Origin of the sequence: Sporolactobacillus nakayamae (assembly GCF_900113325.1) — a bacterium.
Taxonomy (GTDB): domain Bacteria; phylum Bacillota; class Bacilli; order Bacillales; family Sporolactobacillaceae; genus Sporolactobacillus; species Sporolactobacillus nakayamae.
The window spans coordinates 1-23,034 of the sequence record NZ_FOOY01000026.1 but is presented as its reverse complement, the minus strand read 5'-3'; the positions used below and the strand labels follow the sequence as shown (position 1 = coordinate 23,034).

26 protein-coding genes and 1 pseudogene are annotated in these 23,034 nt (G+C 45.7%); 13 read left to right on the top strand and 14 right to left on the bottom strand.

All coding sequences use genetic code 11. The features are described 5' to 3' along the window. Positions 1 to 8: 8 nt before the first annotated feature. From gatC to BM003_RS14760, 7 genes are all read right to left on the bottom strand, one after another. A complete protein-coding gene (gene gatC / locus BM003_RS14790) occupies positions 9 to 305 on the bottom strand; it encodes an Asp-tRNA(Asn)/Glu-tRNA(Gln) amidotransferase subunit GatC (protein ID WP_093674421.1) in 297 nt (98 codons plus the stop codon). Between the two features lie 152 nt (positions 306 to 457). Then, complete coding sequence (locus BM003_RS14785; protein WP_093674419.1) at positions 458 to 1,069, bottom strand: LysE family translocator; 612 nt, start codon at positions 1,067 to 1,069, stop codon at positions 458 to 460. A 10-nt stretch (positions 1,070 to 1,079) separates the two neighbouring features. Continuing rightward, positions 1,080 to 1,541 (bottom strand): Lrp/AsnC family transcriptional regulator, encoded by a 462-nt coding sequence (locus BM003_RS14780; protein WP_093674417.1) that lies wholly within the window; start codon positions 1,539 to 1,541, stop codon positions 1,080 to 1,082. Between the two features lie 178 nt (positions 1,542 to 1,719). After that, complete coding sequence (locus tag BM003_RS14775) at positions 1,720 to 2,913, bottom strand: CamS family sex pheromone protein (RefSeq protein WP_093674415.1); 1,194 nt, start codon at positions 2,911 to 2,913, stop codon at positions 1,720 to 1,722. A gap of 13 nt (positions 2,914 to 2,926) precedes the next feature. Further along, entirely contained in the window at positions 2,927 to 4,930 is a 2,004-nt protein-coding gene (ligA, locus tag BM003_RS14770) for an NAD-dependent DNA ligase LigA (protein ID WP_093674413.1), read from the bottom strand. Positions 4,931 to 5,336: 406 nt separating this feature from the next. Further along, entirely contained in the window at positions 5,337 to 7,565 is a 2,229-nt protein-coding gene (gene pcrA, locus BM003_RS14765) for a DNA helicase PcrA (RefSeq protein WP_093674411.1), read from the bottom strand. Between the two features lie 160 nt (positions 7,566 to 7,725). Then, positions 7,726 to 8,013, bottom strand: a complete 288-nt coding sequence (locus tag BM003_RS14760; RefSeq protein ID WP_093674410.1) for a YerC/YecD family TrpR-related protein — start codon at positions 8,011 to 8,013, stop codon at positions 7,726 to 7,728. A 354-nt stretch (positions 8,014 to 8,367) separates the two neighbouring features. Here BM003_RS14760 and BM003_RS14755 point away from each other — a divergent pair, with 354 nt between their 5' ends. Continuing rightward, positions 8,368 to 8,931 carry an HAD-IA family hydrolase gene (locus BM003_RS14755; protein WP_093674457.1) on the top strand — a complete coding sequence of 188 codons (564 nt, stop codon included), beginning with the start codon at positions 8,368 to 8,370 and terminating at the stop codon, positions 8,929 to 8,931. Here BM003_RS14755 and BM003_RS14750 read toward each other — a convergent pair. Further along, a complete protein-coding gene (locus BM003_RS14750) occupies positions 8,898 to 9,110 on the bottom strand; it encodes a hypothetical protein (RefSeq protein WP_093674408.1) in 213 nt (70 codons plus the stop codon). The two genes, BM003_RS14755 and BM003_RS14750, sit on opposite strands and share 34 nt — an antisense overlap. A 103-nt stretch (positions 9,111 to 9,213) precedes the next feature. Next, positions 9,214 to 10,194: an L-lactate dehydrogenase gene (locus tag BM003_RS14745; protein WP_093674406.1), complete on the bottom strand. Its 981-nt coding sequence runs from the start codon at positions 10,192 to 10,194 to the stop codon at positions 9,214 to 9,216. A gap of 170 nt (positions 10,195 to 10,364) precedes the next feature. Here BM003_RS14745 and BM003_RS14740 point away from each other — a divergent pair, with 170 nt between their 5' ends. The 9 genes and pseudogenes from BM003_RS14740 (at position 10,365) to BM003_RS14700 (ending at position 15,241) form a co-directional block, all read left to right on the top strand. Then, positions 10,365 to 10,835 (top strand): GNAT family N-acetyltransferase, encoded by a 471-nt coding sequence (locus BM003_RS14740; protein ID WP_093674404.1) that lies wholly within the window; start codon positions 10,365 to 10,367, stop codon positions 10,833 to 10,835. 12 nt (positions 10,836 to 10,847) lie between these two features. After that, complete coding sequence (locus BM003_RS14735) at positions 10,848 to 11,279, top strand: GNAT family N-acetyltransferase (RefSeq protein ID WP_093674402.1); 432 nt, start codon at positions 10,848 to 10,850, stop codon at positions 11,277 to 11,279. A gap of 30 nt (positions 11,280 to 11,309) precedes the next feature. Continuing rightward, entirely contained in the window at positions 11,310 to 11,735 is a 426-nt protein-coding gene (locus BM003_RS14730; RefSeq protein WP_093674400.1) for a GNAT family N-acetyltransferase, read from the top strand. Next, a pseudogene (locus BM003_RS14725) lies at positions 11,732 to 11,926 on the top strand (DNA topology modulation protein FlaR); the annotation flags it as partial. The gene BM003_RS14730 and the pseudogene BM003_RS14725, both read left to right, overlap by 4 nt. A gap of 744 nt (positions 11,927 to 12,670) precedes the next feature. Continuing rightward, positions 12,671 to 12,997 (top strand): PadR family transcriptional regulator, encoded by a 327-nt coding sequence (locus BM003_RS14720; protein WP_093674398.1) that lies wholly within the window; start codon positions 12,671 to 12,673, stop codon positions 12,995 to 12,997. Then, a complete protein-coding gene (locus BM003_RS14715; RefSeq protein ID WP_093674396.1) occupies positions 12,997 to 13,344 on the top strand; it encodes a DUF1048 domain-containing protein in 348 nt (115 codons plus the stop codon). Before BM003_RS14720 ends, BM003_RS14715 begins: the two co-directional genes overlap by 1 nt. Positions 13,345 to 13,353: 9 nt before the next feature. Next, entirely contained in the window at positions 13,354 to 13,728 is a 375-nt protein-coding gene (locus BM003_RS14710; RefSeq protein WP_093674394.1) for a DUF1048 domain-containing protein, read from the top strand. After that, positions 13,712 to 14,470, top strand: coding sequence for an ABC transporter ATP-binding protein (locus BM003_RS14705; RefSeq protein WP_093674392.1), 759 nt, complete (start codon positions 13,712 to 13,714; stop codon positions 14,468 to 14,470). The genes BM003_RS14710 and BM003_RS14705 overlap by 17 nt, the downstream gene beginning before the upstream one ends. Then, positions 14,471 to 15,241, top strand: a complete 771-nt coding sequence (locus BM003_RS14700; protein ID WP_093674390.1) for an ABC transporter permease — start codon at positions 14,471 to 14,473, stop codon at positions 15,239 to 15,241. 520 nt (positions 15,242 to 15,761) lie between these two features. Here the strand turns inward: BM003_RS14700 and BM003_RS14695 are convergent. Together BM003_RS14695 and BM003_RS14690 are read right to left on the bottom strand one after the other, a co-directional pair. Further along, a complete protein-coding gene (locus BM003_RS14695; protein WP_245734301.1) occupies positions 15,762 to 16,301 on the bottom strand; it encodes a phosphoribosylglycinamide synthetase C domain-containing protein in 540 nt (179 codons plus the stop codon). Positions 16,302 to 16,704: 403 nt separating this feature from the next. Next, positions 16,705 to 18,135 carry a PTS transporter subunit IIC gene (locus BM003_RS14690; protein WP_177184814.1) on the bottom strand — a complete coding sequence of 477 codons (1,431 nt, stop codon included), beginning with the start codon at positions 18,133 to 18,135 and terminating at the stop codon, positions 16,705 to 16,707. Between the two features lie 179 nt (positions 18,136 to 18,314). Between BM003_RS14690 and BM003_RS14685 the strand changes: the two genes are divergently transcribed. The 3 genes from BM003_RS14685 to BM003_RS14675 all read left to right on the top strand — a co-directional run bounded on the left by BM003_RS14685 (position 18,315) and on the right by BM003_RS14675 (position 21,021). Then, positions 18,315 to 19,328, top strand: coding sequence for a LacI family DNA-binding transcriptional regulator (locus BM003_RS14685; RefSeq protein WP_093674388.1), 1,014 nt, complete (start codon positions 18,315 to 18,317; stop codon positions 19,326 to 19,328). Further along, entirely contained in the window at positions 19,321 to 19,980 is a 660-nt protein-coding gene (rpe, locus tag BM003_RS14680; RefSeq protein ID WP_093674386.1) for a ribulose-phosphate 3-epimerase, read from the top strand. The genes BM003_RS14685 and rpe overlap by 8 nt, the downstream gene beginning before the upstream one ends. A gap of 117 nt (positions 19,981 to 20,097) precedes the next feature. Next, positions 20,098 to 21,021, top strand: coding sequence for a ribokinase (locus tag BM003_RS14675; protein WP_093674384.1), 924 nt, complete (start codon positions 20,098 to 20,100; stop codon positions 21,019 to 21,021). 216 nt (positions 21,022 to 21,237) lie between these two features. Here BM003_RS14675 and BM003_RS14670 read toward each other — a convergent pair whose 3' ends face one another. The 3 genes from BM003_RS14670 to BM003_RS14660 all read right to left on the bottom strand — a co-directional run. Next, positions 21,238 to 22,131 (bottom strand): AraC family transcriptional regulator, encoded by an 894-nt coding sequence (locus BM003_RS14670; RefSeq protein WP_093674382.1) that lies wholly within the window; start codon positions 22,129 to 22,131, stop codon positions 21,238 to 21,240. A gap of 215 nt (positions 22,132 to 22,346) precedes the next feature. Then, positions 22,347 to 22,694 carry a DUF2178 domain-containing protein gene (locus tag BM003_RS17985; RefSeq protein WP_093674380.1) on the bottom strand — a complete coding sequence of 116 codons (348 nt, stop codon included), beginning with the start codon at positions 22,692 to 22,694 and terminating at the stop codon, positions 22,347 to 22,349. A 49-nt stretch (positions 22,695 to 22,743) separates the two neighbouring features. Then, the coding region (locus tag BM003_RS14660; RefSeq protein WP_177184813.1) for a transposase at positions 22,744 to 23,034 on the bottom strand (291 nt) is incomplete at its 5' end.

The following is a 23,034-nucleotide window of genomic DNA, read 5'->3' as shown; positions in this document are numbered from 1 at the left end:
TGCTTCTATCAGTCCGCTTCCATAATCAGCGGCACTTTAACTTGTCCGTCTTCTTGAACCGGTGCGTTCTTGAGCGCTTCTTCGCGCGGCAGAGACGGTTCCACAACATCCTCGCGCATTACATTATACATATCAAGGACGTGGGTCGTCGGTTCAATGCCTTGTGTATCCAGCTCATTCAGCTGTTCGGCAAAACCAATGATATCATCCAGCTGCGTTGTAAACGTCTTTATTTCCTGATCAGTAAAAGACAGACGCGCCAAATTAGCCACGTATTTAACCTGATCTTCGTTGATCCTGCTCATCATTTTCACCTCCGCCAATCGGCTTCATTTGCCACCTCTTGGCAAATTCCAACACTGTTCTCATTCTATCAAATTCAGTCCGCACTATGCAATGACTGCACGTCGAAACACATGAAATTGAGTGCAGATGTTTCCCTAGAGCAACTCATGAATTAACTAAACGCCTGCCACAGAACCACGCTGCCGAATCCGCACATGATCGTGGCAGAAACGCGATTCACCCATATCAGAATCTTTGTGTCCATCTTTTCCCGAAAATGGCCGACACATACACTCAGCAGCAGCCACCAGATTGCTGAACCACAAAACACACCAAAAACCAGTGACACAGATGATTTAAAATTGCCTGCAGCTAGTCCCATACCGGCAAAAATGCCTACAAAGGATAAAATCGTCATTGGATTCGTCAGTGTCAAAAAGAGTGTTGTCAGATAAGTGCCGAGAAGCTGCCGTATTTGATCGGCACTGCGTAAAGGCATATCCGAGACCACTGATCGCCACGTCCGAATGCCGAGAAATAAGAGAAAGCAGCCGCCGAATAGTTGCAGCCAGAACTGCTGCCCAAGTAAGAAACGCGACACCACCTTCAATCCAAACGCGGCGATTGTTCCATAGACAGCGTCCGCAGTGGCTGCGCCAATACCCGATAACAATCCGTAGAGCCGTCCCGAAACCAAGGTTCGACGAATACAGAGTACACCGATCGGACCCACAGGTGCCGCAATCGCGAAGCCTAACATGATGCCTCTCAGATAAAGATCCATCAACCGGTCCTCATGAGAAACGATCCGCGTGAATCGGGAGCTGCGCCGTTTCTTTTAGTGAATTCATGACAATGGTTGTCCGTGTTTTCAAGCCCGGCAGCTTTTTCAATTCACTGCTGATGACGCGATCCAGATCTTTGGTGTCACGGGCACGTACCTTAAGCAAATAATCGTAGTCCCCCGCAATATGATGACATTCCTGAACTTCGACCAACTCATGGATCAATTCAAGGAATGCTGCACGCTGTTCGGTTTTTTCTAGTGTCACTGCTATGAAAGCCGTACATGTATTGCCGACAAGTTCCGGATCAATGACCGCTTCGTATGTTTTAATCACGCCTTTTTCTTCCAGACGTCGCACGCGTTCCGCCACAGCGGGCGAGGACATCTCAATTTTGGCAGCAAGATCGGACCAGGTCGCTCGACCATGCTCCATTAATGTGCGAAGTAATTTCAAATCAAGAGTATCCAATCGATCACCGCCTTAATTTTTATAAGTTTTATCTCTATATTATTAATTATACATTGTAATTTAGGATAATTACATTTTATTTGTAATTTTTGTGGGATTAGCAAATGAAAAAGCAAGTTTTTTCTGCCTTTGCATAGAAAAAAACCGCCAATTAGCGGTTTCTCATGGTTAGTCGTATTTACTGTTGAAAGATGTGAACATAGGGTTTGTCCATATCATTTGTTTGTTCGATTAAGGCTTCAGGTGTGTCGCCTGTTGTAATGTAGATATGGATTGGGACACTGCGCGCAAAACGCATTCGATTCTTGACTAGGGATGTCACGTAGTTGGTAAAACCAATCATTTCTGTCTTATCGACAAACTTATTAAAGTTAATTTCGAGCGTCATATCATGCAGCTCTTTATTCTGATAGAAGCCTTTCCCAATCACACCCACATAGTTCGGGTAATACTTTTGCACATCGGTCTTGAATTGATTGAATTTGTCTAAATCATCTTTATAATTGCTCGTTGCGCTGTCCGACGGGAACAGCACATGATGTTCAGCAACATTGGTCCATTTATCAATGGAACTTGAACTCGCGGCGATTTCCGTTTTCGCAAAGAAGTCACCGGGTACATAGGATTGAGGCGCTGCCGTAAGGTATAACGTCATAAAAATCGGCACCTGCTGCAACCCTGGAAGGCTTCTGATCCGTTGCAAAATTTGTTGCGCATGGGCCTTTCCCCATGCCTTGACTTTCGCTTGTTTCAGCTTTTCAGAAACCGGATAAATTTTATCATTATACGTAATATTATCTGCATATACAGAATTCAGCGATACCGCAATTGATACACCGCTTAGTTTATATTGACCTTTACTATTCTTCATCAGATAGTTTTGTTCCAATACATAATTAATATATTTCGGACTGTTCTTTGACTTTTCAACAATCGTCTTGCCTTTTCCAAGTGCCGGATTTAGACCGGGAAGAACTTTAGCCTCACTATCGCTCTTCTTTGGCTCGGACCCTTTGCGGTAAAGAATACCGTTAATATCCGAGTCCTTGAGGTATTGTCCGCTCTGAAAAACGTATTTATCGGGACTGAATACACTTTTTGACAAGTCCATCAATCCGCTCTCGAGCTGATCCATATCCACACGGTTCTTCGGGCCATATTGGATATAGCCTCGTGACGAAGTACCGGACTTGGGTTTGAGCATTTGATAATCCGAATCGTTCCTGCTTGGGATCAGACTGGCATTCTCGCTCTTGCCACTGCCGTTATCCACAACATTATGATTCGAATCGTTGTTAAACCAGCACCCCGAGAGCACGAGCTGTAAGGCGAGAATGACAGAGCCCGCCGCCGCTGTTTTCTTCCATTTCATATTGGAGCATCCCCTATTCCTTGAGCATTTCCACAAAATGCGCCTCATCCCAAACCTCGATCTGAAGATCCTGCGCTTTTTTCAACTTTGATCCGGCAGCTTCCCCTGCAACGACTAGGTCCGTGCTGGCACTGACGCTTCCGGTCACCTTGCCGCCGCGCTGTTCAATCGCTTCTTTTGCCTCAGTTCGTGTCATTTGCGTCAATTTGCCGGTTAACACGACTGTCTTTCCATTAAACGGTGAATCGGATTGAGCGACTGCCTCAGGATCCGGGCCAAGATACGTCATCGTTACGCCAGCGTTTTTCAGTTCATTAATCAATGCGCCAACTTCGGGCTTTGAAAAATACATGATCAACGAATCCGCCATCTTCTCGCCAATCTCATCGACTGCGGTGAGCGCGTCCATATCCGCGGTCGCCAATGCGTGGATGTCTTTAAAGGCTTGCGCTAAAAGTTTGGCCGCCTTGGATCCAATGTAACGGATGCCTAGCCCGAAAAGCAAGTGCTCCAGAGAGTTTTCCTTAGAATGTTCGATGGCCTTTAGTAAATTATCGGTCGACTTTTCACCCATGCGTTCCATGGAGATCAGATCAGCACGATTCAGTTTATACAGATCGGCGACGTCAGCGATCAGCTTCTTATCAAAAAGCTGTGTGATCACCTTTTCGCCTAAGCCGTCAATATTCATGGCACCGCGTGAGACAAAGTGGATGAGTCCTTCTCGAATCAGCGCCGGGCATTTCGGGTTAATGCAGCGAAGCGCGACTTCTTCTTCAAGTCGAACGAGTTCGCTCCCGCATTCCGGGCAAGTCGTCGGCATTGCGTAAGGTACTTCATCACCCGTTCTCTGTTCAGTCAGCACATTAACGACCTCAGGGATTATGTCCCCCGCTTTTCGAATCACGACGCGGTCGCCAATGCGTATATCTTTCTCCTGAATTAAGTCTTCGTTATGAAGTGATGCTCTTTTGACCGTTGTTCCGGCAACGGACACCGGAGTAAGCACAGCTGTTGGCGTTACGGCACCGGTTCGTCCGACACTGACTTCAATAGCCTCGAGTGTTGTCACGACTTCTTCCGCAGGAAATTTATAGGCGATCATCCAGCGCGGCGACTTCACCGTGTTGCCCAGCTGCCGCTGCTGATCCATTGCGTCTACTTTGACCACGATGCCGTCAATGCCATAGGGAAGCGTGTCCCGCTTTTCCGTATATTCCTTGATATAATCAAAGACTTCCTGCATCGTTTTGCAACGTCTTGATTCCGGATTGACCGGAAGTCCCAGCTCGCGAATCGCTTCAAGCAGGCCGTAGTGCGTTTTGATTTTCTCACGGTCAAAACGACCGGAGCTGTACAAAAAAACAGAGAGCCTTCTTTTCGCCGATATTTTCGGATCGAGCTGTCTTAGGGACCCGGCTGCGGCGTTGCGCGGATTGGCAAACAGCGGCTCACCATTTCGGCTTCGTTCGTCATTTAATTTCTCAAATGATCGCTTCGGCATATAGGCCTCTCCGCGCACCTCAATATCAATCGGTTCCGGGAGCACAAGCGGCAGGGAGCGGACGGTCTTTAAATTATTCGTGATGTCTTCTCCGATGGTCCCGTTCCCACGTGTTGCGCCGAGCACAAATTCACCTTTTTCATAGGTGAGCGAAACCGCCAGTCCATCAATTTTCAATTCGCAGACATAAGTGACGTCATCTCCGACTGCCTGCCTGACGCGGCGATCAAAATCCAGCAGTTCCGCTTCGCTGAACACATCGCCGAGGCTGAGCATCGGGAGATCATGCGTCACCTTCGTAAATGCCTTGAGCGGTTCTCCGCCTACTCGCTGAGTTGGTGAATCCGGCGTAATCCACTCCGGGTGCTCCTTCTCCAGGGCGATCAGCTCGTTCATAAGCCGATCATACTCACTGTCGGGTACACTTGGATTGTCCTCCACATAGTACTCGTAGCTATACTGATTTAATTGCTGATGCAGATCCATGACGTGTTGGGGCAGTCGCTCAACCATGATTTGTTGCTCCTTTATACCATTAGTATGAAGAAAAACTGCCTATGACGCGCGTTTCGGCGTGTCCACGGTATTGTTTTCCTAATACGATTCTATTCCACATTTTGTTTACTAATAAATCATTTTGGTCCTTAATTAAGTAACGCGGCCGGAGTAAAATAAGCGGAGATTTTCCGGTTATTTGCATCATGGCGCTTGTTTCTCAGGTAAATAAGGGTAATTTTTCCGGTTATTCACAGAAAAAGCTTCCATTTTCACGTTTTTTGATTCGATAAGCGGAATTTCTCCGTCTATTCAAGCTATTTTTTCGTTCATTCTCTAAATAAGCGGAATTTTTCCGCTTATTTCTCAGACCTCTTTTATACTGTTAAAAAACTTGATTATTATATAACCTATTATGACCCGGTCACACTTTCTCAATCGGAGCAAATGCGCCAAGCAATCGCTTCAACCCAACCGGACTTGGGAAGACAATATCCAGTTCGACGCTGTCTCCGCTTCCCCGAGTCGCCACAATGGTTCCTTGACCCCACTTTTTGTGCGTGACCTTGTCGCCGGCGCTCCACGTTTCATTATGCTGCGCTCTTTTCTGAAGAATTGGCCGTGATTGGGAGACTGGTGCTGCTGATCGCCTGCTGAAAGGTGATCCAGATGCAGACTTCGATGCGAAGCCGCCGGAAATCATCTGTTCTTCAGAGTCTTCCTGCTCAATAAGGTCTTTTGGGATTTCCTTAATAAAACGTGACGCGGGATTAGTGATCGTATTGCCATAAAGCATGCGTACCTGCGCGCTTGTCAAGAACAGCTGCTTCTTCGCCCGCGTAATGCCAACATACGCCAAGCGACGCTCCTCTTCCATTTCCTCCGGATCATCCAAGGAACGCATATGTGGAAAAATACCTTCTTCCATGCCGACAAGAAAGACAATCGGAAATTCCAGTCCCTTGGCCGAGTGAAGGGTCATCAACGTTACCGCGTCTTGTGGGGCTTGATCTTCCTGATCGTCTATATCGGCGTCAAGCGCGAGCTCGGTCAGAAAATTAATGAGGGATTTATCATCATGCGTGCTTTCAAATTCCTTTGTCACCGACAGCAATTCATCCAGATTTTCCAGACGGCTCTGCGCTTCGATCGTCCGTTCTGCTTTGAGCGCGTCACGATAGCCGGATTTGTCCAATACATCGTCAACAAGCTCGGTCACAGACAGGAATTCCTGCATTTTGGACCAATTCATGATCATTTCAGCGAAGGCTTTCATTTTACCTGCTGTTCGCGCCGCAATGCCGGTCTGTTCCACATCATCGATCGCCTGCATCAATGAGAGATCCCCTGAGATCGCATAATCAGCAAGCTTATCCATGGAAGAAGCACCGATGCCTCGCTTCGGTTCGTTAATCACGCGCGCCAAACTGATTTCATCATTCGGATTCGCGATCAGCCGCAGATAAGCGAGTATATCTTTGATTTCTTTGCGGTCGTAGAACTTGATACTGCCGACCATTCGATACGGTATGTTCGACTTGACCAGTGTCTCTTCAATCACACGTGATTGGGCGTTCGTTCTATAGAGCACGGCAAGCTCGGAATATTTGAATCCATCATTAAAGAGCTCCCGCATCTTTCCGGCAACGTAATAGCCTTCTTCACGTTCTGTCGGCGCCCGATAGTACGCGATTTTATTGCCGTCAGCATTTTCCGTCCACAGGTTCTTCGGCTTGCGATCATGGTTGTTCTCGATCACATGGTTCGCAGCGTCAAGAATCATCTTCGTCGATCGATAGTTTTGTTCCAATTTAATCACTTGCGCATTCGGGTAGTCTTCCTCGAATGACAGAATGTTATGAATATCCGCACCGCGCCAGCCATAGATCGATTGATCGGAATCACCGACAACACATAGGTTCTTAAAACGGTCGGCAAGCATGTGCACGAGCAGATATTGGGCACGGTTCGTATCCTGATACTCATCAACATGGATGTACTGAAACTTCTTTTGATAGAATTCAAGAACTTCCGGCACGCGCTGGAACAGGTGCACCGTCGTCATGATTAGATCATCGAAATCAAGTGACTGGTTCTGAAGCAGCTTCTTCTCATAGTCTTTGTAGACATCGCGGACGACCTCTTCGAAGGGGCCCTGAGCTGTCTTTGCAAAGTCTGCAGCTGTCTTCAATTCGTTTTTGGCAGCGCTGATTGCGCCTAAAATGCCACGCGGCGTGAATTTTTTCGGATCCAAATTGTGTTCTTTGAGCGTTTGTTTCACAACCGATAACTGATCGGTGCTGTCTAAGATCGTAAAATTGCGGCTAACCCCCATACGGTCGATGTCACGGCGTAAAATCCGGACGCACATCGAGTGGAAGGTGGACACCCATGTGTCTTCAACGAGTGGTCCCGCGAGACCGGCAAGGCGTTCCCTCATTTCTTTTGCCGCTTTATTCGTGAACGTGATCGCCAGAATATTCCAAGGCGCGATGTCACGCTCAATCATTAAGTATGCCATGCGATGGGTCAGCACGCGTGTCTTACCGCTTCCCGCGCCGGCCATAATCAAAAGCGGGCCCGCGTGGTGCTTGACCGCCTTTAGTTGTTCCGGGTTAAGTCCTTCGAGCAGTTCCTGTGAAAGTCGTTCCATCGCTATCACTTCCTAAAATAGAGTCGCTTAGTAACACATCATGAAAAAATCGCGCGCAAAATGCAAAGTCGGCGCATTCTGTATTCACTATTTCCCCAGAATATCGCCGCCTCAATAGACCATTTTTTACTTGAAACGAGAAGCAACCCGTTTCTTTTTATTATTCCAATCGATTAAGTGCCATTTTATAGCCATCCGCACCAAAGTTGATGCAGCGCTTCACTCTGGAAATAGTCGCCGTGCTGGCTCCTGTCTCTTCTTCAATCTGGTGATAGGTTTGTCCTGTCATCAGCATTCTCGCCACCTCAAGCCGTTGCGACAATGATTGAATCTCGCCCATTGTGCATAGATCATCAAAAAACTGGTAGCATTCCTCACGATCTTTCAATGTCAGGATGGCGTCAAACAGCTGATCAAGAGCTTTGCCTCTTAATTTATCAATTTGCAACCTTATCCATTCCTTTCTCATCAGTAAAATCAATCATTTCATCATCGGTTCTGTTCTCACTTATATCATGCCTTGCCGATCTATTACATAAAATCTACCCGGAGCAGATACATCTTTATCTAGTTAAGTTTGAATGTATAGTGATCTCTCAAACTTGCATAAGCATTCCTTTTAACATAGTACATCAAATAGGCGTAGGGATAAAGTCGAAGCAAAAAATGATTTCATTCTTCACCGCGCGAAATTCATTATTCGGACTACTTCAGCGTGTTAAAATCAAATGTTTACGTTTTCATTGCTATTATGTTAGGCTAAAGATGTTTGCTGATTATTTTTAGTGAGGACGTGATTGATGTGAACATTTTGTGGGATTTTGACGGGACGATACTTGATACATATCCGGTTTACACGAAACTTTTTAAACAAGTACTGAATTCAGATGTTGACGAACAAGCTATTTTCGTTCAACTAAAAATTTCATTTCAGACAGCGTATGCATACTTCCGCATGACCCCCGATCAGATCAGGACTTTTCACCAACTCATTCGTGAATACCCATCTCGTGGGTTCAAGCCATTTCCATCAGTTGAAAAAGTGCTGGTTTCTGCGGATAAAAATGTGATTATGACTCATAACAATCGCGTGGATCTTGTCAGGATTTTACGGCAATACGGTTTAGAAAATTACTTTGCGGAAATGGTCACCTCGGACAACGGATTTCCCAAGAAGCCGGATCCTGCCGCTTATATCTATTTGGACGAGTACCAAGGTTTTGATTTGGCAATCGGTGACCGCACGCTAGATATTATTCCCGCGAAAAAGCTTGGGAAGAAAACGTGCCTATTTCAAAATGATGCGCCGGGTGCGGACTTTTATATTAACAGTTATGATGAGTTCTTTGATCGTGTGTGCCTGTAAGGGGTTGCCGCAGCTTTATCGAGCGTTTTGCCAACTTTATCGAGCGTTTCCACTAATTTATCGAGCGGTTTGCCAATTTTATCGAGCGTTTCCACTAATTTATCGAGCGTTTTGGAAAGTTTATCGAGCATTTCCACTAATTTATCGAGCGTTTTGCCAACTTTATCGAGCGTTTCCACGAATTTATCGAGCGCTTTGGAAAGTTTATCGAGCGTTTTGCCGATTTCAAATTAAAAAAGCCACCTGCGGAGACTGGCGTCTCGGACAGGTGGCTTTTAAGGTTTACTTCGCTGCTGATTCTTCGTGTTCTTCCAAAGTTTGTTTGATATAGCTCTTGATCAATTCGGCTGATGCGTTGAATCCTTCTTGTTCCTTTTCGTTAAGGCGGAATCTGATGATTTTCTCCACGCCGTTGCGGCCGATGATCGTCGGCACGCCAATCGCCAGGTCATGCTGACCGTACTCCCCATTTTGAATGACTGAAGCTGCCGTTACGGTGCGTGCATCGTTGAGGATTGACTTCGCAAAAAAGGCGAGTTCGTTGCCAATTCCAAATTGCGTGTTGCCCTTGCGTTTATGAATTTCCCAACCAAAATGCCGCGCTGCATCTTCCACCTGATCGCGGTCGATTGGACCAAATTCATCAAAATTATCTTCTTCAAATTGATCAAGCGGCTGTCCGCCGACCGTAACCTGCGACCATGCGGCAATTTGAGAATCACCGTGTTCACCAACCATAAACGCATTGATGCTGCGTGGGTCAACGCCGCCGATCACGTTAGACAGTTGACGGCGCAGTCGCATGCTGTCCAGCGCCGTTCCAGTGCCAATCACATGATTTTTTGGCAGCCCGGACAGTCGGTAGAACAGATATGTGATGATATCGCATGGATTGGTTGCGATGACATATTTTCCTTTGAATCCTACTTTGCGCAGCTTGGGTACAATATCATACGTGATCGCCGCGGTGCCTTTCAGGAGTTCAAGACGCGAGCTGCTCGGGATTTCAGACCTTTCCGTTACGGCAACAAGAATAATGTCACACGCAGCAAGTCCTTCAAGCGGTACTTCACTAACCCGCGTTCTTGACGATGTCAGCTCAATACTATCCGCAAAGTCCCAAGCCTCACCCTTTGCGCGTTCGGAATCTATGTCGGAAATGTACAGTTCATCCGCAATATTATTGTGGACAATCGCGGAGGCAGCAGCCTTTCCAACATTTCCGATTCCGACTATACCTACTCTTCTGACTGTTTCGTTCACTTCAATCTCTCCTTCGTTTTCTGAATCATCCTATTTTTTCTATTTTCGTTATTCTACACCTTATCAAAAAGCGGTTCAACAGTTTTTCAACGATTCGCATTAGTAGACAACTTATCTTCTCATATGATGCCGTTTCTGCTATATTCATGTGAAAGAAAGAAGGAAAAGCAATGAAAGAACTCGTATTTCGCATGCTTAGAACCGAAGATATTGACGAATTTGTGGAAATGAGAAAATTGCAGCTGGTCGAAGAAGGGGCGGTGCCGACAACTGATCTCACCGAGCCGCTCAGTGACTACTTCCGTCATGCACTTGAGAATGGCAGCTTTGTCTCCTGGATCGCATTGGATGATGGGAAAATTGTGGCGACAAGCGGCATGTCCTTCAGCCGCCGTCCGCCCTTCTATGGCAATCCATCCGGGTTTGTCGGCACCTTGTCCTGCATGCACACGCTCATGCCGTACCGGCGAAAGGGGATCGCGACTAAGTTGCTCGATGCCGTCGTCAAGGAAGCCAAGCAGCGCCATTGTGGAAAAGTAACAATCACCGCATCCTCAATGGGCAAGTACCTCTATAAAAGTTACGGATTCAAACCGAAAGACAATTATTTAGATTTTGATTTGACGACGAAGAAAGATTGAGGAGCATGCGTGATGAACATTCGCTTATTGAAATTAGAGGATTACACGGAAGTCCATCAACTCTGGGAACATAGCGATGGAATAGGCATGCGCAGCCTCGATGATTCCGTCCAAGGGATTGAAAAGTTCTTAAAGAGAAACCCGAATACAAATTTTATCGCGGTCGCGCATCAAAAAATTGTCGGCGTCATCCTGTGCGGAAACGACGGCCGCAGAGGCTACATCTATCACACAGCAGTCGACCGTAGCTGCCGCCGCCAAGGAATCGGCAAGCAACTGGTGAGCGCCGTCATCGATGCCTTGAAAAAAGAGGGAATTAATAAAGTTGCCCTCGTTGTTTTCTCCACAAATCAAGCAGGAAATGAATTTTGGCAGTCGATCGGTTTCAATGAACGCGAAGACCTCATATACAGAAATTTAACCATTAATGAAAAAAACGACTAAAAAATACTCTGATCTGAGGTGACAATCAAAATGATTCGCTCAGCAACTCCATCCGATACACCGGCGCTCAAGGATCTATGTACACAACTTGGCTATGAAGAAAAGGCAGCCGATATTAAACAGCGGCTTCACTACATCCTGAACAATCCAGACAACGGCTTTTTTGTCTTTGAAGATCAAACAGGCTGCGTCTGCGGATGGGCGCATTGTTTCGGTAAACATTTTCTTGAAGGGGTTTATGCTGAACTCGGCGGTATTGTCGTCGACCGTAGCTGCCGCCGCCAAGGAATCGGCAAACAGCTGCTCGAGACATGCGAGCGCTGGGCAACTGAGCACGGCTATACCGAACTGCGCGTCCGTTCAGGAGGAACCCGGGAACAAGCACATCAATTCTACACGCAGCTCGGGTACGAAAATACAAAATGGCAAAAGGTCTTCAACAGGAGATTGACATGACGCGCGCATTGAAAAGGCCGCTTCCCGATCGCATACCTATTATTGGTTCGGTGGGCAGCGGGAAAACAACCTTAGCCCGAATGTTATCGAAAATCTACACTATACCCTATTATGTGCTGGACAACGTTGTTTGGAACCAAACGTCGTCCGGCGATCTGCGAAGAAGCGATGAGGAGCGCGATCACTATTTATAAGAAAAACCGGGCAAATAGCACTCGATCCGTACTTCCGCAGGATGCGGTGACTTCCGCGTTGTGCACAGGACGTACACGCCTTTAGCGGAAGTTCCTTTTATTCGAAAGTTCCTTTTATTCGAAAGTTCCTTACATACGAAAGCTCCTTTGCTCCAAATGCGGTTTTGAATCATCAAGCTTGTCTTGGATCCTTAATTAAGTAACGCGGCCGGAATAAAATAAGCGGAAATTTTCCGGTTATATGCATCATGGTGCTTGTTTCACAGGTAAATAAGGGTAATTTTTCCGCTTATACACAGAAAAACCCTCCATTTTCACGTTTTTTGATTCGATAAGCGGAATTTCTCCGTCTATTTAAGCGATTTTTTCATTTATTTTCTAATTAAGCGGAATTTTTCCGTTTATTTCTAAGATTGGTCGCTAACCTGATCGCCCAACCGAATCTTATGACCTTATCGTCGTACCGGCAAGGCAAAACGATAAACGTTCTTTACCTGGAACAAATCGTTCGTTCAAAGCGATGGATCATCGAAGGCATTCACGCTCATCACTGAGTGAGCAAAAGTTTTGAAGTTGCTGATTTAACCATTTTTTTAGATCCCCCCTATTTAATGAGAATCTATCGGATTATGAAGTGATTTATCAAGCAATTGCTCTTGACAAATCGTCTACTCAGTGTAACTATATAGTAGTAGTCTGTATTACTGCATACCAGTCATACTAAATAGTAAAGAAGGGATTATGCTGGAAAACCTAACAGAAATGCTGAAAGGCGTGCTCGAAGGCTGTGTCCTTGAACTGATCAGCCGCGGAGAAACATACGGCTATGAGATCACGCGACGGTTGAATGCTCTTGGTTTCAGTGATGTGGTGGAAGGCACTGTCTACACCATTTTGGTACGGCTTGAAAAAAATAGACTCGTGGACACGGAGAAAAAGCCATCCGATATGGGACCACCACGCAAGTTTTTCGTGCTCAACGACGCAGGTCGCGAGAAATTGCGGATGTTTTGGGAGAAATGGGCGTTCATATCATCAAAAATGAATGAGTTAAAGGAGAGAAAATAATGAATTTTTGGGAAAAGGTCACCGGCAGCGACATGACCAAAGAAATGAAAACTTTTGAATCACGTGCCAAAAAACTGCCGGCTGATTATCAGGCAGCATGGGAACAAATTAAGACCAATCTTTGGCCGCACTCAGATTTTACCGGACGCAACCTCATGCCCATTCTTGACGATGTACTTGGTCTGCTCGAAGAAACAGCGACGGACGGTCAGAGCGTTCAAGAGGTTTTGGGTGACGATATCAAAGGCTTCTGTTCAGCACTTGCCGGCGAAGAAGGGGCAAAGTCTTTTCGCGACAAGTGGCGTAGGCAACTCAACAATGCTATTGCAAGAAAATTAGGCAAATAGGAGGATAAAATGAGCATACGAGATATCATCAAGGGCAAAAAAGAGTGGCGGGCGCACATGGCGCGTGTCAAAGCACTCCCGCAAGATTATCAGATTGTTTATAAAGAGATTCAAAAATATTTCTTTAAAGTCGGACCGGTTGAGTTAACCAGCGGGATCGGTTTACTCTCAGGCATTGTCGATCTTTTTGAAGAGGGCGCGGCCTCGGGAAAAGGTGTGCTCGAAATTACAGGCAGTGACGTAGCGGCTTTCTGCGGCGCTCTCATCAAAGATTCAAAAACTTATGCTGACGTCTATCAAGAAGCTGTTGACCGGAAAGTGAACAAGGCTATGAAAAAGATGTCGGACAAAAAAAGGGGGAATCAAGATGGAAAAAGCAATTGAGGTAAAAAATTTGCGAAAGTCTTTCAAGAGCGCAGCAGTCCTGAAAGGCGTCGATTTCGACGTAAAGCGAGGTGAGATTTTCGCCCTGCTTGGCTCCAATGGCGCGGGCAAGACAACGATTATCAAAATACTTGCTACGCTGCTCAAACCAGATGGGGGAACCGCTATCGTTAACGGTTTTGATGTTGCGGCACATTCCGAACACGTGCGGCAGTCGATCAGCCTGACCGGACAATTCGCCGCCGTGGACGAGATTTTGACCGGACGAGAAAATCTGATTATGATCGCCAAGCTGCGCCATCTGAAAAATCCGCGTCAGGTAGCCGATGATTTACTCAAGCGCTTTGGGTTGGTCGATGCCGCCGATCGCAGAGCCTCAACCTACTCAGGCGGTATGCGCCGCAGACTCGACATTGCCATGAGCCTAATTGGGAAACCGCAACTCATCTTCCTCGATGAGCCGACCACCGGGCTGGATCCCGAGGCACGCATCGAGGTTTGGAATGTTGTCAAAGAACTTGCGAACAGTGGCACAACGGTATTCCTGACCACGCAATATTTAGAGGAAGCCGAGCAGCTTGCGGATCAGATCGCCATTCTGCATGAGGGAAGGATCATTGTGAGCGGCACGCTTGAGGAACTGAAAAAGCTGTTCCCGCCCGCGAAGGTAGAGTATGTAGAAAAACAGCCAAGCCTAGAGGAACTATTCCTCGCTCTCATCGGCAAGAAGGAGGCAAAGTAAATGGTAACGACAAAGAAACACTTTTTCAGTGACATAAGGGTTATGCTCGGACGTTCCATGCGCCATATTACCCGCAGCATGGACACCATCATCACGGTCTGCATCACTCCGATTGCGATGATGCTGCTGTTTATCTACGTATTGGGCGGCGCAATTCAAGCCGGCACGGACAATTATGTAAATTATCTGCTGCCCGGCATCCTGCTGATGGCGATTGCGAGCGGCATCGCCTATACAGCTTTCCGCCTGTTCATGGATATGCAGAGCGGCATCTTCGAACGGTTCCACTCCATGCCGATTGCGCGTTCCGCCGTGCTGTGGGGGCATGTGCTGACCTCACTAGTTTCCAACGCGATTTCGGTCATCGTCATCATTCTCGTAGCGCTGATTATGGGCTTTCGTTCGTCAGCAGGGATCGTGTCATGGCTTGCCGTGGCCGGTATCCTCGCGCTGGTTACACTGGCCCTGACCTGGATCGCGGTGATTCCTGGATTGACCGCAAAATCGATAGACGGCGCAAGTGCCTTCTCCTATCCGCTTATTTTTCTTCCGTTTATCAGTTCGGCCTTTGTGCCCACCGACTCGATGCCGACGGTTGTTCGCGCTTTTGCCGAAAACCAGCCGGTGACTTCAATAGTGGACGCCATCCGAACGTTGCTGTCAAATCAGCCCGTCGGCAGCGAGATCTGGATTGCGCTCGCATGGTGCCTGGGTATCCTCATTGTTGCCTACCTGCTTGCAATGCTGGTTTACAAACGCAAAGCATTATGAGCTACGATCAGCAATTTGTTGGGAACACGATGCGCGATTAACGTCTGCAACAAAAATTCATGGATCCTGCTGTTTTTGAAAGCTTAATAGACCGATTCTTCGGATGGACGCTGATATTTTTGCTTGAACAATGTAGATTGCCTGTCTCTTTTCCTCACGCATTTTTTTGGTGTGCAGTATTGATGACCACGGTACACAAAAAAAGTAAAAAGGATACCCTCAACCCGAGGTATCCTTTTTCCGCATCGAACTCAATCGCATTCTTTCTTACTATAACAATTTTATTATCTCGTTTTAAAATAAAAAAGCTCTTCATACTTATTATCTTATGTAACCATATTCGCTATTCTCGTTTATTGGCTGATCATTCGTAAGAAATATTAATCTCTCAAAACACTTTGTGAACCCCCGGCATTACAAGCGCTGTTCACTAATTCTTACTGCCAACCCATTTTCAACACAAACATGTAAAAAAACTGCCTTCACCTTTTTAGCAAAGACAGTTTATCGTACTTATCGATTATTCCGTAGCTTCCAACGCATGATGCCCGATATCTTTGCGGAAGAATACGGCATCGGTTTTGATGCGATCTAAATCGTTATTAACCGCATCGCGAGCCGAGCGAAGATCATCGCCGAGCCGTGTGACGAGCAGCACACGGCCGCCATTGGTCAGCCAGTCCGTACCGGATTTTTTTGTTCCGGCGTGGAAAAGCAGTGCGTACTCCGGTAGCGCGGCGAGGTCGCCAAGTTTCCCGGCCTTTTTCGTAGCTGCCCGGATTCCGCTTGACGCGAGGACAACGCCGACCGCTGTTTTTTCGTTCCATGCGAGCTTGGGTTGCTTGCCGTCCAACACGTCGAGTACGGTTTGAACAAAATCAGATTCCATCCGTGGCAGAACGACCTGCGTCTCCGGATCACCGAAGCGGCAGTTGAATTCGATCACCTTTGGATCGGCGGTGGTTAGGATCAAGCCGGCATAAAGTACCCCTGTAAACGTGAAGCCTTCGGACACCATACCGTCAGCAGTTGGTTGGAGAATCGTTTTCACAAAGGCCATACAGTTGTCAAGCAGACAAGGCCAATTGTCCATTCAGCTCAATAAGGATCGCTGTGAAATTGGCGGACAGGCCGTTACTATTCTATCCGGCAACCTATAAAAAAAATATGAAGCACTTTGTTTGCTTATCTCAAAAAAATATCCCTGTTGCTGCGCGTTGATTAGATTCAAAAAGCCGCCTGTATCGTTCAATCGATACCGGCGGCTTTTTCATTCAATGTCTTCCAACCATAAAAACAAGTTAAGCATGAAACAGATAGTTTAGTTATACTTGTCCTTCATTCAATACACCTTTTTCTACGGATACGTTTAAACAGACACACCTGGTGCACATAATGTCTGTAGATTAATTTTCCTTTTATTGTCTGACAGCTGGTTGGCTCTAACCAACTTTCACTGCACTTTATTGAGCTACTATATTTTCCGCTGCAGATCGTTCATCTGAATGATCCACTTTCGAACTTTCTTTCTTCATCTGTCTAAAGTACCAGATAAACATTAGAATATAGCTGCCCATAGCAAGAAGAGCAAACAGAATCATTTTCAGATCAAGCGTTGCCGCCGCCTTTCCGACAAGAACCGTCAGCATTTTCTCAAGCGGATCTGAGTCGACAGAAGAAAAAAGTGAGCCTTTAGCAAGGCCAGTTGGAAAATTGCCCATTGCTTTTGATGTTGAAGTCAAGAATTCAGCAATCATTGTGGCAGCCCATAGGAACAGCGGAATCATCACGGTGCCAATGATGGTCATGCGCACCACACGTCCTTTAGTGATGATAAGCAGAGCCGGAGCCAGTACAGTCATCAAGATGCCGCCAAGCGGCAGGACATGGTTGCCCGGCAGAATCAAAGCGACAATTAGAAGAATTGGCGCCAGAATATTAGCGACAGCCCAGATTTCAGCACGCGGAGCCAAAATCGGCCAGTCGATTCCAATATAGACTTTCCGCCCGCGTAACCGTTTACTCATAAACGTAGTAATCCCTTGCGAAAGCGGTTCAATAGCCGGGCCAAACCAACCGCCAACATACGCAAATAGTTCTAGAGAAACACCAGCGATAAACACCAACCGAAAAATCTCACTAGGCGACTGACGAGCAAGCAGACCAATGAAAACACCAAGGTAGGCCCCAATCGCAAATTTGCTGCCCCAAAAACCAATTTTTCGGTTCAAGGTCTCAGCATTAAAATCAAATTTATCGATAAACGGTAGAAACCGATCGATAAGCTTGTTGAAAATCATCACAACCGGGGCAATGAGTAGTTCGGGATGTGCAGTCGTTGTGATATTGGTTTTCTCATAGTTTAACAGCTCGTTGATTGTCGGCTTCATAACATCAGCGTTAATCAGAGCCAAAGTATAAACAAACGCTACAAAAACCGTTGTCAGGATAATATTATTTCCTGAATAATGAAGAATGAGTAACCCAATAATTGAAATATTCCAGATGTTGAACAAATCAACGTTCAAGGTCTTTGTCACAGAAAATATCAACAGAATAAAGTTAAGCAAGAAACAAACAAACGCAAAATAAAGCGTATACATTGAACCCCAAGTAATAACCGCTAAAGGCGCCCAGCCAAGGTCTGTTATCTCAAGCGTAGCTCCAGTTTCTTCAACAAAGCTGTTCAACGCCGGACCAAAAGCGCTGGTCAACAGAGAAATAACCGCACTCATCCCTGTTAAAGCAACTGCCATTCGGATGCCGCCTTCAAGTGCCTTTGAAATGGAGACTCCAACAATCAGTGAAAGAAGGGTGATAATAATGAACATCATAGCAGGGGCTCCTAAGTTGATAAAAAATTGGAACCCCTGGTTAAGTTTTTCTACAATCATAACGAATCCTCCTAGTCATTACTAAAACCTCGTAACCGGTTACGTAATTGCAGAAAAGGATCACACATAATATAATCCATTCTCAATATTTTTGCAAGCGGATTCAGAAAGCGTTTGACAAAAAGAAATCTTTGGTGTAAGTTAACTACGTAACCGGTTACGTAAAGGAGTTTATGCTGATGGCAACGATTCGTGACGTCGCAAAAACAGCAGGGGTCTCAGTCGCCACTGTCTCAAGGATCATTAATAACAAAGGCGAAGCCAGTCCCGAAACGATTGCTCGCGTACAGCAGGTCATACAAAAATTACATTACAGGCCAAATTCAATTGCTAAAAGTTTATCCAAAAGACGCTCCAATTTGATCGCACTACTGATTCCGACACTAAAGAACCCATTCTTCCCGGAATTAGTTCGCGAAATTGAGGCTTCTGCCAATCAGAAAGGCTATCATATTTTTCTGTGCAACACAGATGATGATCGTAATAAAGTCAAGTATTATTTAGACTCGATACTTAGCCATTATGCTTGTGCAGCAATTATCAATTCACTTTATGTGGAAAGTAAAGATCTCGAAATGCTGGAATCACATGGGATACTAACTCTGACGATTGATCGTGCGCAATTCAACCATCCCTACTCCGCCATTTCCGTTGACCACAAAACAGGAGCGAGTAAGGCGGTCAGCCATCTGCTTGACCAGGGATGCCGAAAGATCATCCATCTATCTGGGCCAAAAGATCAGATGAGTTCAATAGACCGGTTAAGCGGTTATCAGGAAGCCTTAAATGCTTTTAATCCGGATCTCCCGCAGAAAGTCATTTATGCAAATTTTGATCTCTTCAGTGGTTATCAATCGATTCAATCATTGATCCAGAGCAGTTTTTTATTTGACGGAATTTTTTGCTCCAATGATGCTTTGGCACTTGGTGCAATGCGTGCATGCTTAGAGGCAGGATTCAAAATTCCCGATCAAGTGAAAATTGTCGGTTATGATAATATCCTTTTTTCTCGCTACGTAACGCCGTCTCTGTCAACAATTAGTCAACATATGAAAGAAATGGGAACTCTCGCAATTACAGAAATTATTAGTCTGATGCAGCAGCCAAATGCTAAACCGAGAAAGATTCGTATACAACCTAATCTCGTGATCAGAGAATCATCAACTCAATTGAGGAGGAATCATCATGAATAAAATAGGTCCGTCATTAATGTGTGCCGATCTGGCTCACCTGGCCGATGACATTAGTCAGTTGGATGAAGCAGGGGTTGATTTTTATCATCTGGATGTCATGGACGGCCAATTTGTCCCCAACTTTACCATTGGCCCTGATTTAATTAAAACCATTCGCTCACTGACAAACAAACCACTTGACGCACACCTGATGATTCAAAATCCAGAGCGTTATATTGACTTGTTCGCCGGCTGCGGAGTCGATATGCTGTCCATTCATGCAGAAGCAACAGATAATATCCAGGGAACGCTTGCAAAAATTAAGCAGTTAGGTATGAAAGCTGGTCTGGCGCTGAACCCAGCAACACCGCTTACAGTTCTCGACTATGTCTACGATGTAGTGGATTATGTCGTAATCATGACCGTCAATCCCGGATTTTCTGGTCAGAAATTTATTCCGGCAACCTATCAAAAAATTGCGCAACTTCATGAACGGATTCAGAAACTAGAACGGACTATTGAAATTGAAGTAGACGGAAATATTGGCAAAGCTACTATTCCCGCCTGTAAAGAAAATGGAGCGACACTCTACATCTGCGGAACAAGCAGCATCTTTCATAATCGTGGAACGCGTCAGGAAAATGTAGCCCAGACCCGAAAATGGCTGAACTGACTAGAGCTGACTCTGAATCGACATTTAATGCCTAAGCTACTTTGATATTCGATCTCATGTATAAAGATTTAAATCAATAAATGAAAAAACATACAAAATTTTAAGGAGGAAGTTATCATGAACTATGATATTGCAGTAGTCGGAAGCATCAATATGGACGTTGTTGCTAAGTGCGGCAAGTATCCAAAATATGGAGAGACCACATTTGCTCATTCTGTAGAAATGCTGCCGGGAGGTAAAGGGTCCAATCAGGCAGTCAGTGCTGCCCGTCTTGGAAAGAGAACCTGCTTCATCGGTGCCGTTGGAAAAGATAGTGCCGGTGATCAGCTCATAAATAATTTTCGTGATAAAAATGTGGATGTCACCCACCTCATTCGTAAAGAAAAATTTGGGACAGGTACATTCGTCGCAATCATTGACCAATCTGGCGAAAATACGATGGTCGGCTCCAAAGGGGCAAACGAAGCATTAACTGCGCAAGATATTGAAAGGGCTTTCGGTGCTATTGAAGCGAAAATCCTACTGATTCAAATGGAAACGAGCACCGACTCCATCCTGACTGCTATGAAAATAGCTAAACAAAAAGGCATGTTTGTCATTCTCGATCCAGCACCCGCTGATGGAATTGTCCCTGAAGCCTTCCAGTATGCTGACTTAACATTGCCTAATGCTCAGGAAACCGAACGCATCACTGGCATTAAAGTAACCGATGAAGAAAGCGCGCAACAAGCTGCCCAGAAGATCAAAACACTCGGTGTCCCAAATGTCATTGTCAAAATGGGCAGTCAAGGTTGTCTTGTTTGTCAAAATGGTCGATCTACGTTAGTCGACTCGCTTAAAGTGAAAGCGCTCGATACGGTTGGAGCTGGCGATTGCTATGCTGGGGCGATCGCTGATGCGTTAGTCGATTCTGATGATCTCGTTGCAGCTGCTAAATTTGCCACTGTCGCTGCTGGCATTAAAGTTTCCCGGACGGGCGGACAAAATGCAATCCCAACCTTGCAGGAAGTGGAAAACTATCGAATGGCAAATAGTCTTTGATCAACAAATGACTCGCTTCCATACTTATCAATAAACATAGTGCAAAACAACCAACATTTGGCTGCCTGTGTAATCTATATAAAAAGAAAAACCCAATTGAAAAAGGCTACCACTGTCTATTGGTTCGACTTAAGCGACAAAAGGAAGTACAAGTACACAAAAAGGATACCTTCAACCGAGGTATCCTTTTTGTGCGTGTTTCATTTTTATCCTACTTTAGTTTTTCTTTTTCACGATGGGAATATAGATCTCGCATACCTTTCCAACGTCCGACATGCAGCGGTCATCGTAGCGTTCAAAGTCGACGCAATCCGGTGCGTACTCGTATCCTGATTTTGGAAACCATTCGCTGAAGATGTAGTTCCACGTTCCTTGAATTGCAGATACAAAGTGTTCGGCATTGCTTGGCGGCGTCGAGAACACAGCATAGGAAGCAGGCGGAATGGCGCATGTATGATAGCCGTCTGGTACTGCTTCGCCCTCCTTTCGTTCAACACCGATCACATAATCAAACGCGCCGTTCTGCGGATCTTCAGGAAAGCAGACTCCGTATTCATCATGTGCCTTGACAAAGCGCTCGGCATGGAGCTTATCCATTCGCCCATCCGTCATATAGGCCTGCCAGAATGCCGGAATGGTTTTACTGTTCTCTCCATCAGATGAGGTTGTTTTAATCACATAGCCTGCAAGTTTAACAGCAGGAAGCGTCACAAATATTGGTTCCAAAATAATTCCTCCAGTCAAATAATCGTTTGTACGCGGAAGGCTCGGCGGGTTCGGGCGACCGCCGCGTGCATGCAACCGATATGTTGCCGGGCTGCAGCCAAAATAACGGCGAAAAGCCTTGCTGAACCCTGAGTGCGTGTCAAATCGGTACTTCAGCGAAATGTCGAGAATCCGCTTGCCCGAAGCAAGTTCGCATGCAGCAAAAGCAAGGCGGCGTTTTCGTACGTAAGCCATCACTGTATAACCGACACCCCATTGAAAGACTCGGCAAAAATGCCAGGTCGAAAATCCGGCTTGCGCCGCTAAACATTCAGGGGTGATGTCGTCTGTAATATGTTCGTCAACATAGTCCAGCGTTTGTTGCAAGATCACGATCGTGTCCATGAAGCATTCCCTCCAACCGTACGGTAAACCCAGTATATCAACCGCCATAGAAAGATGCTGTTCCAAAATTGCTCAGATGAATGCAAAAAAAGCGACTCGCTCAAATAACAAGCAAATCGCCACCAATCATCATGCTAGATTATTTTCCTTTCTTTAAGAGCTTTTAAAACGACAGAGCCACAAGATTTCCTTTACCAATCTTCCTGTTTCGCTCTTTAGTTAAAAAAATCTTTTTTATAGCGAACAGCTAGATATATTCCTGAAGCGAGGAATGTAAGAGAATATTTAAATAAGAAGAAAATTTGCCACATATAGTCTTTCGGGAAAATTATGTCGCACAAAATGATTACACATAACATAATGAGCGCACTTTTTAAAGCTATTTGCATTGTTCTTTCGTCAGTTTTACCTATTTTTTTCTGAAAGACGCACGTTAGAATCACTCCAACCAAAAGCAATATAAAACCGCTACCAATGAGCATATTCCAATTTCCCGTAGATTGTTCAGCCCAAGACTTTAAAGAGTGAAATATTGCATCGTGAATGTCTGAGATAAACTTAATTGATCAAGTCCTTTTTTATGTGTAAATTCATCTCAGCTGGAATAGGGCGTTAGTTTTGGTAAATAGATGTCACTTTCGATTTTTGATTCTGTTTTTGGAGCTTCTGTGCCTTCCACTCCGCATAATTTGTCATGTCCAAATAACGGCGGCCCTCCAGCCATTTTTCATTCATTTCCATGAGGACAGAACCCATGAGGCGGATCACAGACTCCCGGTTGGGGAATATCCGGATGACGCGCTCCCTGCGGCGGAATTCCTCATTCAGGCGCTCCATCCCGTTGGTCGTGCGCAGACGGTGCCTGTAGGCTTCAGGAAAGGGAAGCACAGCCGTCACGTCATC

What these genes read in the sequence shown, in the direction of transcription:
- gatC (WP_093674421.1), bottom strand. Translation starts at nt 305, where the DNA reads ATGAGCAGGATCAACGAAGATCAGGTTAAATACGTGGCTAATTTGGCG.
- BM003_RS14785 (WP_093674419.1), bottom strand. Translation starts at nt 1,069, where the DNA reads ATGGATCTTTATCTGAGAGGCATCATGTTAGGCTTCGCGATTGCGGCA.
- BM003_RS14775 (WP_093674415.1), bottom strand. Translation starts at nt 2,913, where the DNA reads ATGAAATGGAAGAAAACAGCGGCGGCGGGCTCTGTCATTCTCGCCTTA.
- ligA (WP_093674413.1), bottom strand. Translation starts at nt 4,930, where the DNA reads ATGGTTGAGCGACTGCCCCAACACGTCATGGATCTGCATCAGCAATTA.
- pcrA (WP_093674411.1), bottom strand. Translation starts at nt 7,565, where the DNA reads ATGGAACGACTTTCACAGGAACTGCTCGAAGGACTTAACCCGGAACAA.
- BM003_RS14740 (WP_093674404.1), top strand. Translation starts at nt 10,365, where the DNA reads ATGAAAGAACTCGTATTTCGCATGCTTAGAACCGAAGATATTGACGAA.
- BM003_RS14735 (WP_093674402.1), top strand. Translation starts at nt 10,848, where the DNA reads ATGAACATTCGCTTATTGAAATTAGAGGATTACACGGAAGTCCATCAA.
- BM003_RS14730 (WP_093674400.1), top strand. Translation starts at nt 11,310, where the DNA reads ATGATTCGCTCAGCAACTCCATCCGATACACCGGCGCTCAAGGATCTA.
- BM003_RS14720 (WP_093674398.1), top strand. Translation starts at nt 12,671, where the DNA reads ATGCTGGAAAACCTAACAGAAATGCTGAAAGGCGTGCTCGAAGGCTGT.
- BM003_RS14715 (WP_093674396.1), top strand. Translation starts at nt 12,997, where the DNA reads ATGAATTTTTGGGAAAAGGTCACCGGCAGCGACATGACCAAAGAAATG.
- BM003_RS14710 (WP_093674394.1), top strand. Translation starts at nt 13,354, where the DNA reads ATGAGCATACGAGATATCATCAAGGGCAAAAAAGAGTGGCGGGCGCAC.
- BM003_RS14705 (WP_093674392.1), top strand. Translation starts at nt 13,712, where the DNA reads ATGGAAAAAGCAATTGAGGTAAAAAATTTGCGAAAGTCTTTCAAGAGC.
- BM003_RS14700 (WP_093674390.1), top strand. Translation starts at nt 14,471, where the DNA reads ATGGTAACGACAAAGAAACACTTTTTCAGTGACATAAGGGTTATGCTC.
- BM003_RS14695 (WP_245734301.1), bottom strand. Translation starts at nt 16,301, where the DNA reads ATGGCCTTTGTGAAAACGATTCTCCAACCAACTGCTGACGGTATGGTG.
- BM003_RS14690 (WP_177184814.1), bottom strand. Translation starts at nt 18,135, where the DNA reads ATGATTGTAGAAAAACTTAACCAGGGGTTCCAATTTTTTATCAACTTA.
- BM003_RS14685 (WP_093674388.1), top strand. Translation starts at nt 18,315, where the DNA reads ATGGCAACGATTCGTGACGTCGCAAAAACAGCAGGGGTCTCAGTCGCC.
- rpe (WP_093674386.1), top strand. Translation starts at nt 19,321, where the DNA reads ATGAATAAAATAGGTCCGTCATTAATGTGTGCCGATCTGGCTCACCTG.
- BM003_RS14675 (WP_093674384.1), top strand. Translation starts at nt 20,098, where the DNA reads ATGAACTATGATATTGCAGTAGTCGGAAGCATCAATATGGACGTTGTT.
- BM003_RS14670 (WP_093674382.1), bottom strand. Translation starts at nt 22,131, where the DNA reads ATGGACACGATCGTGATCTTGCAACAAACGCTGGACTATGTTGACGAA.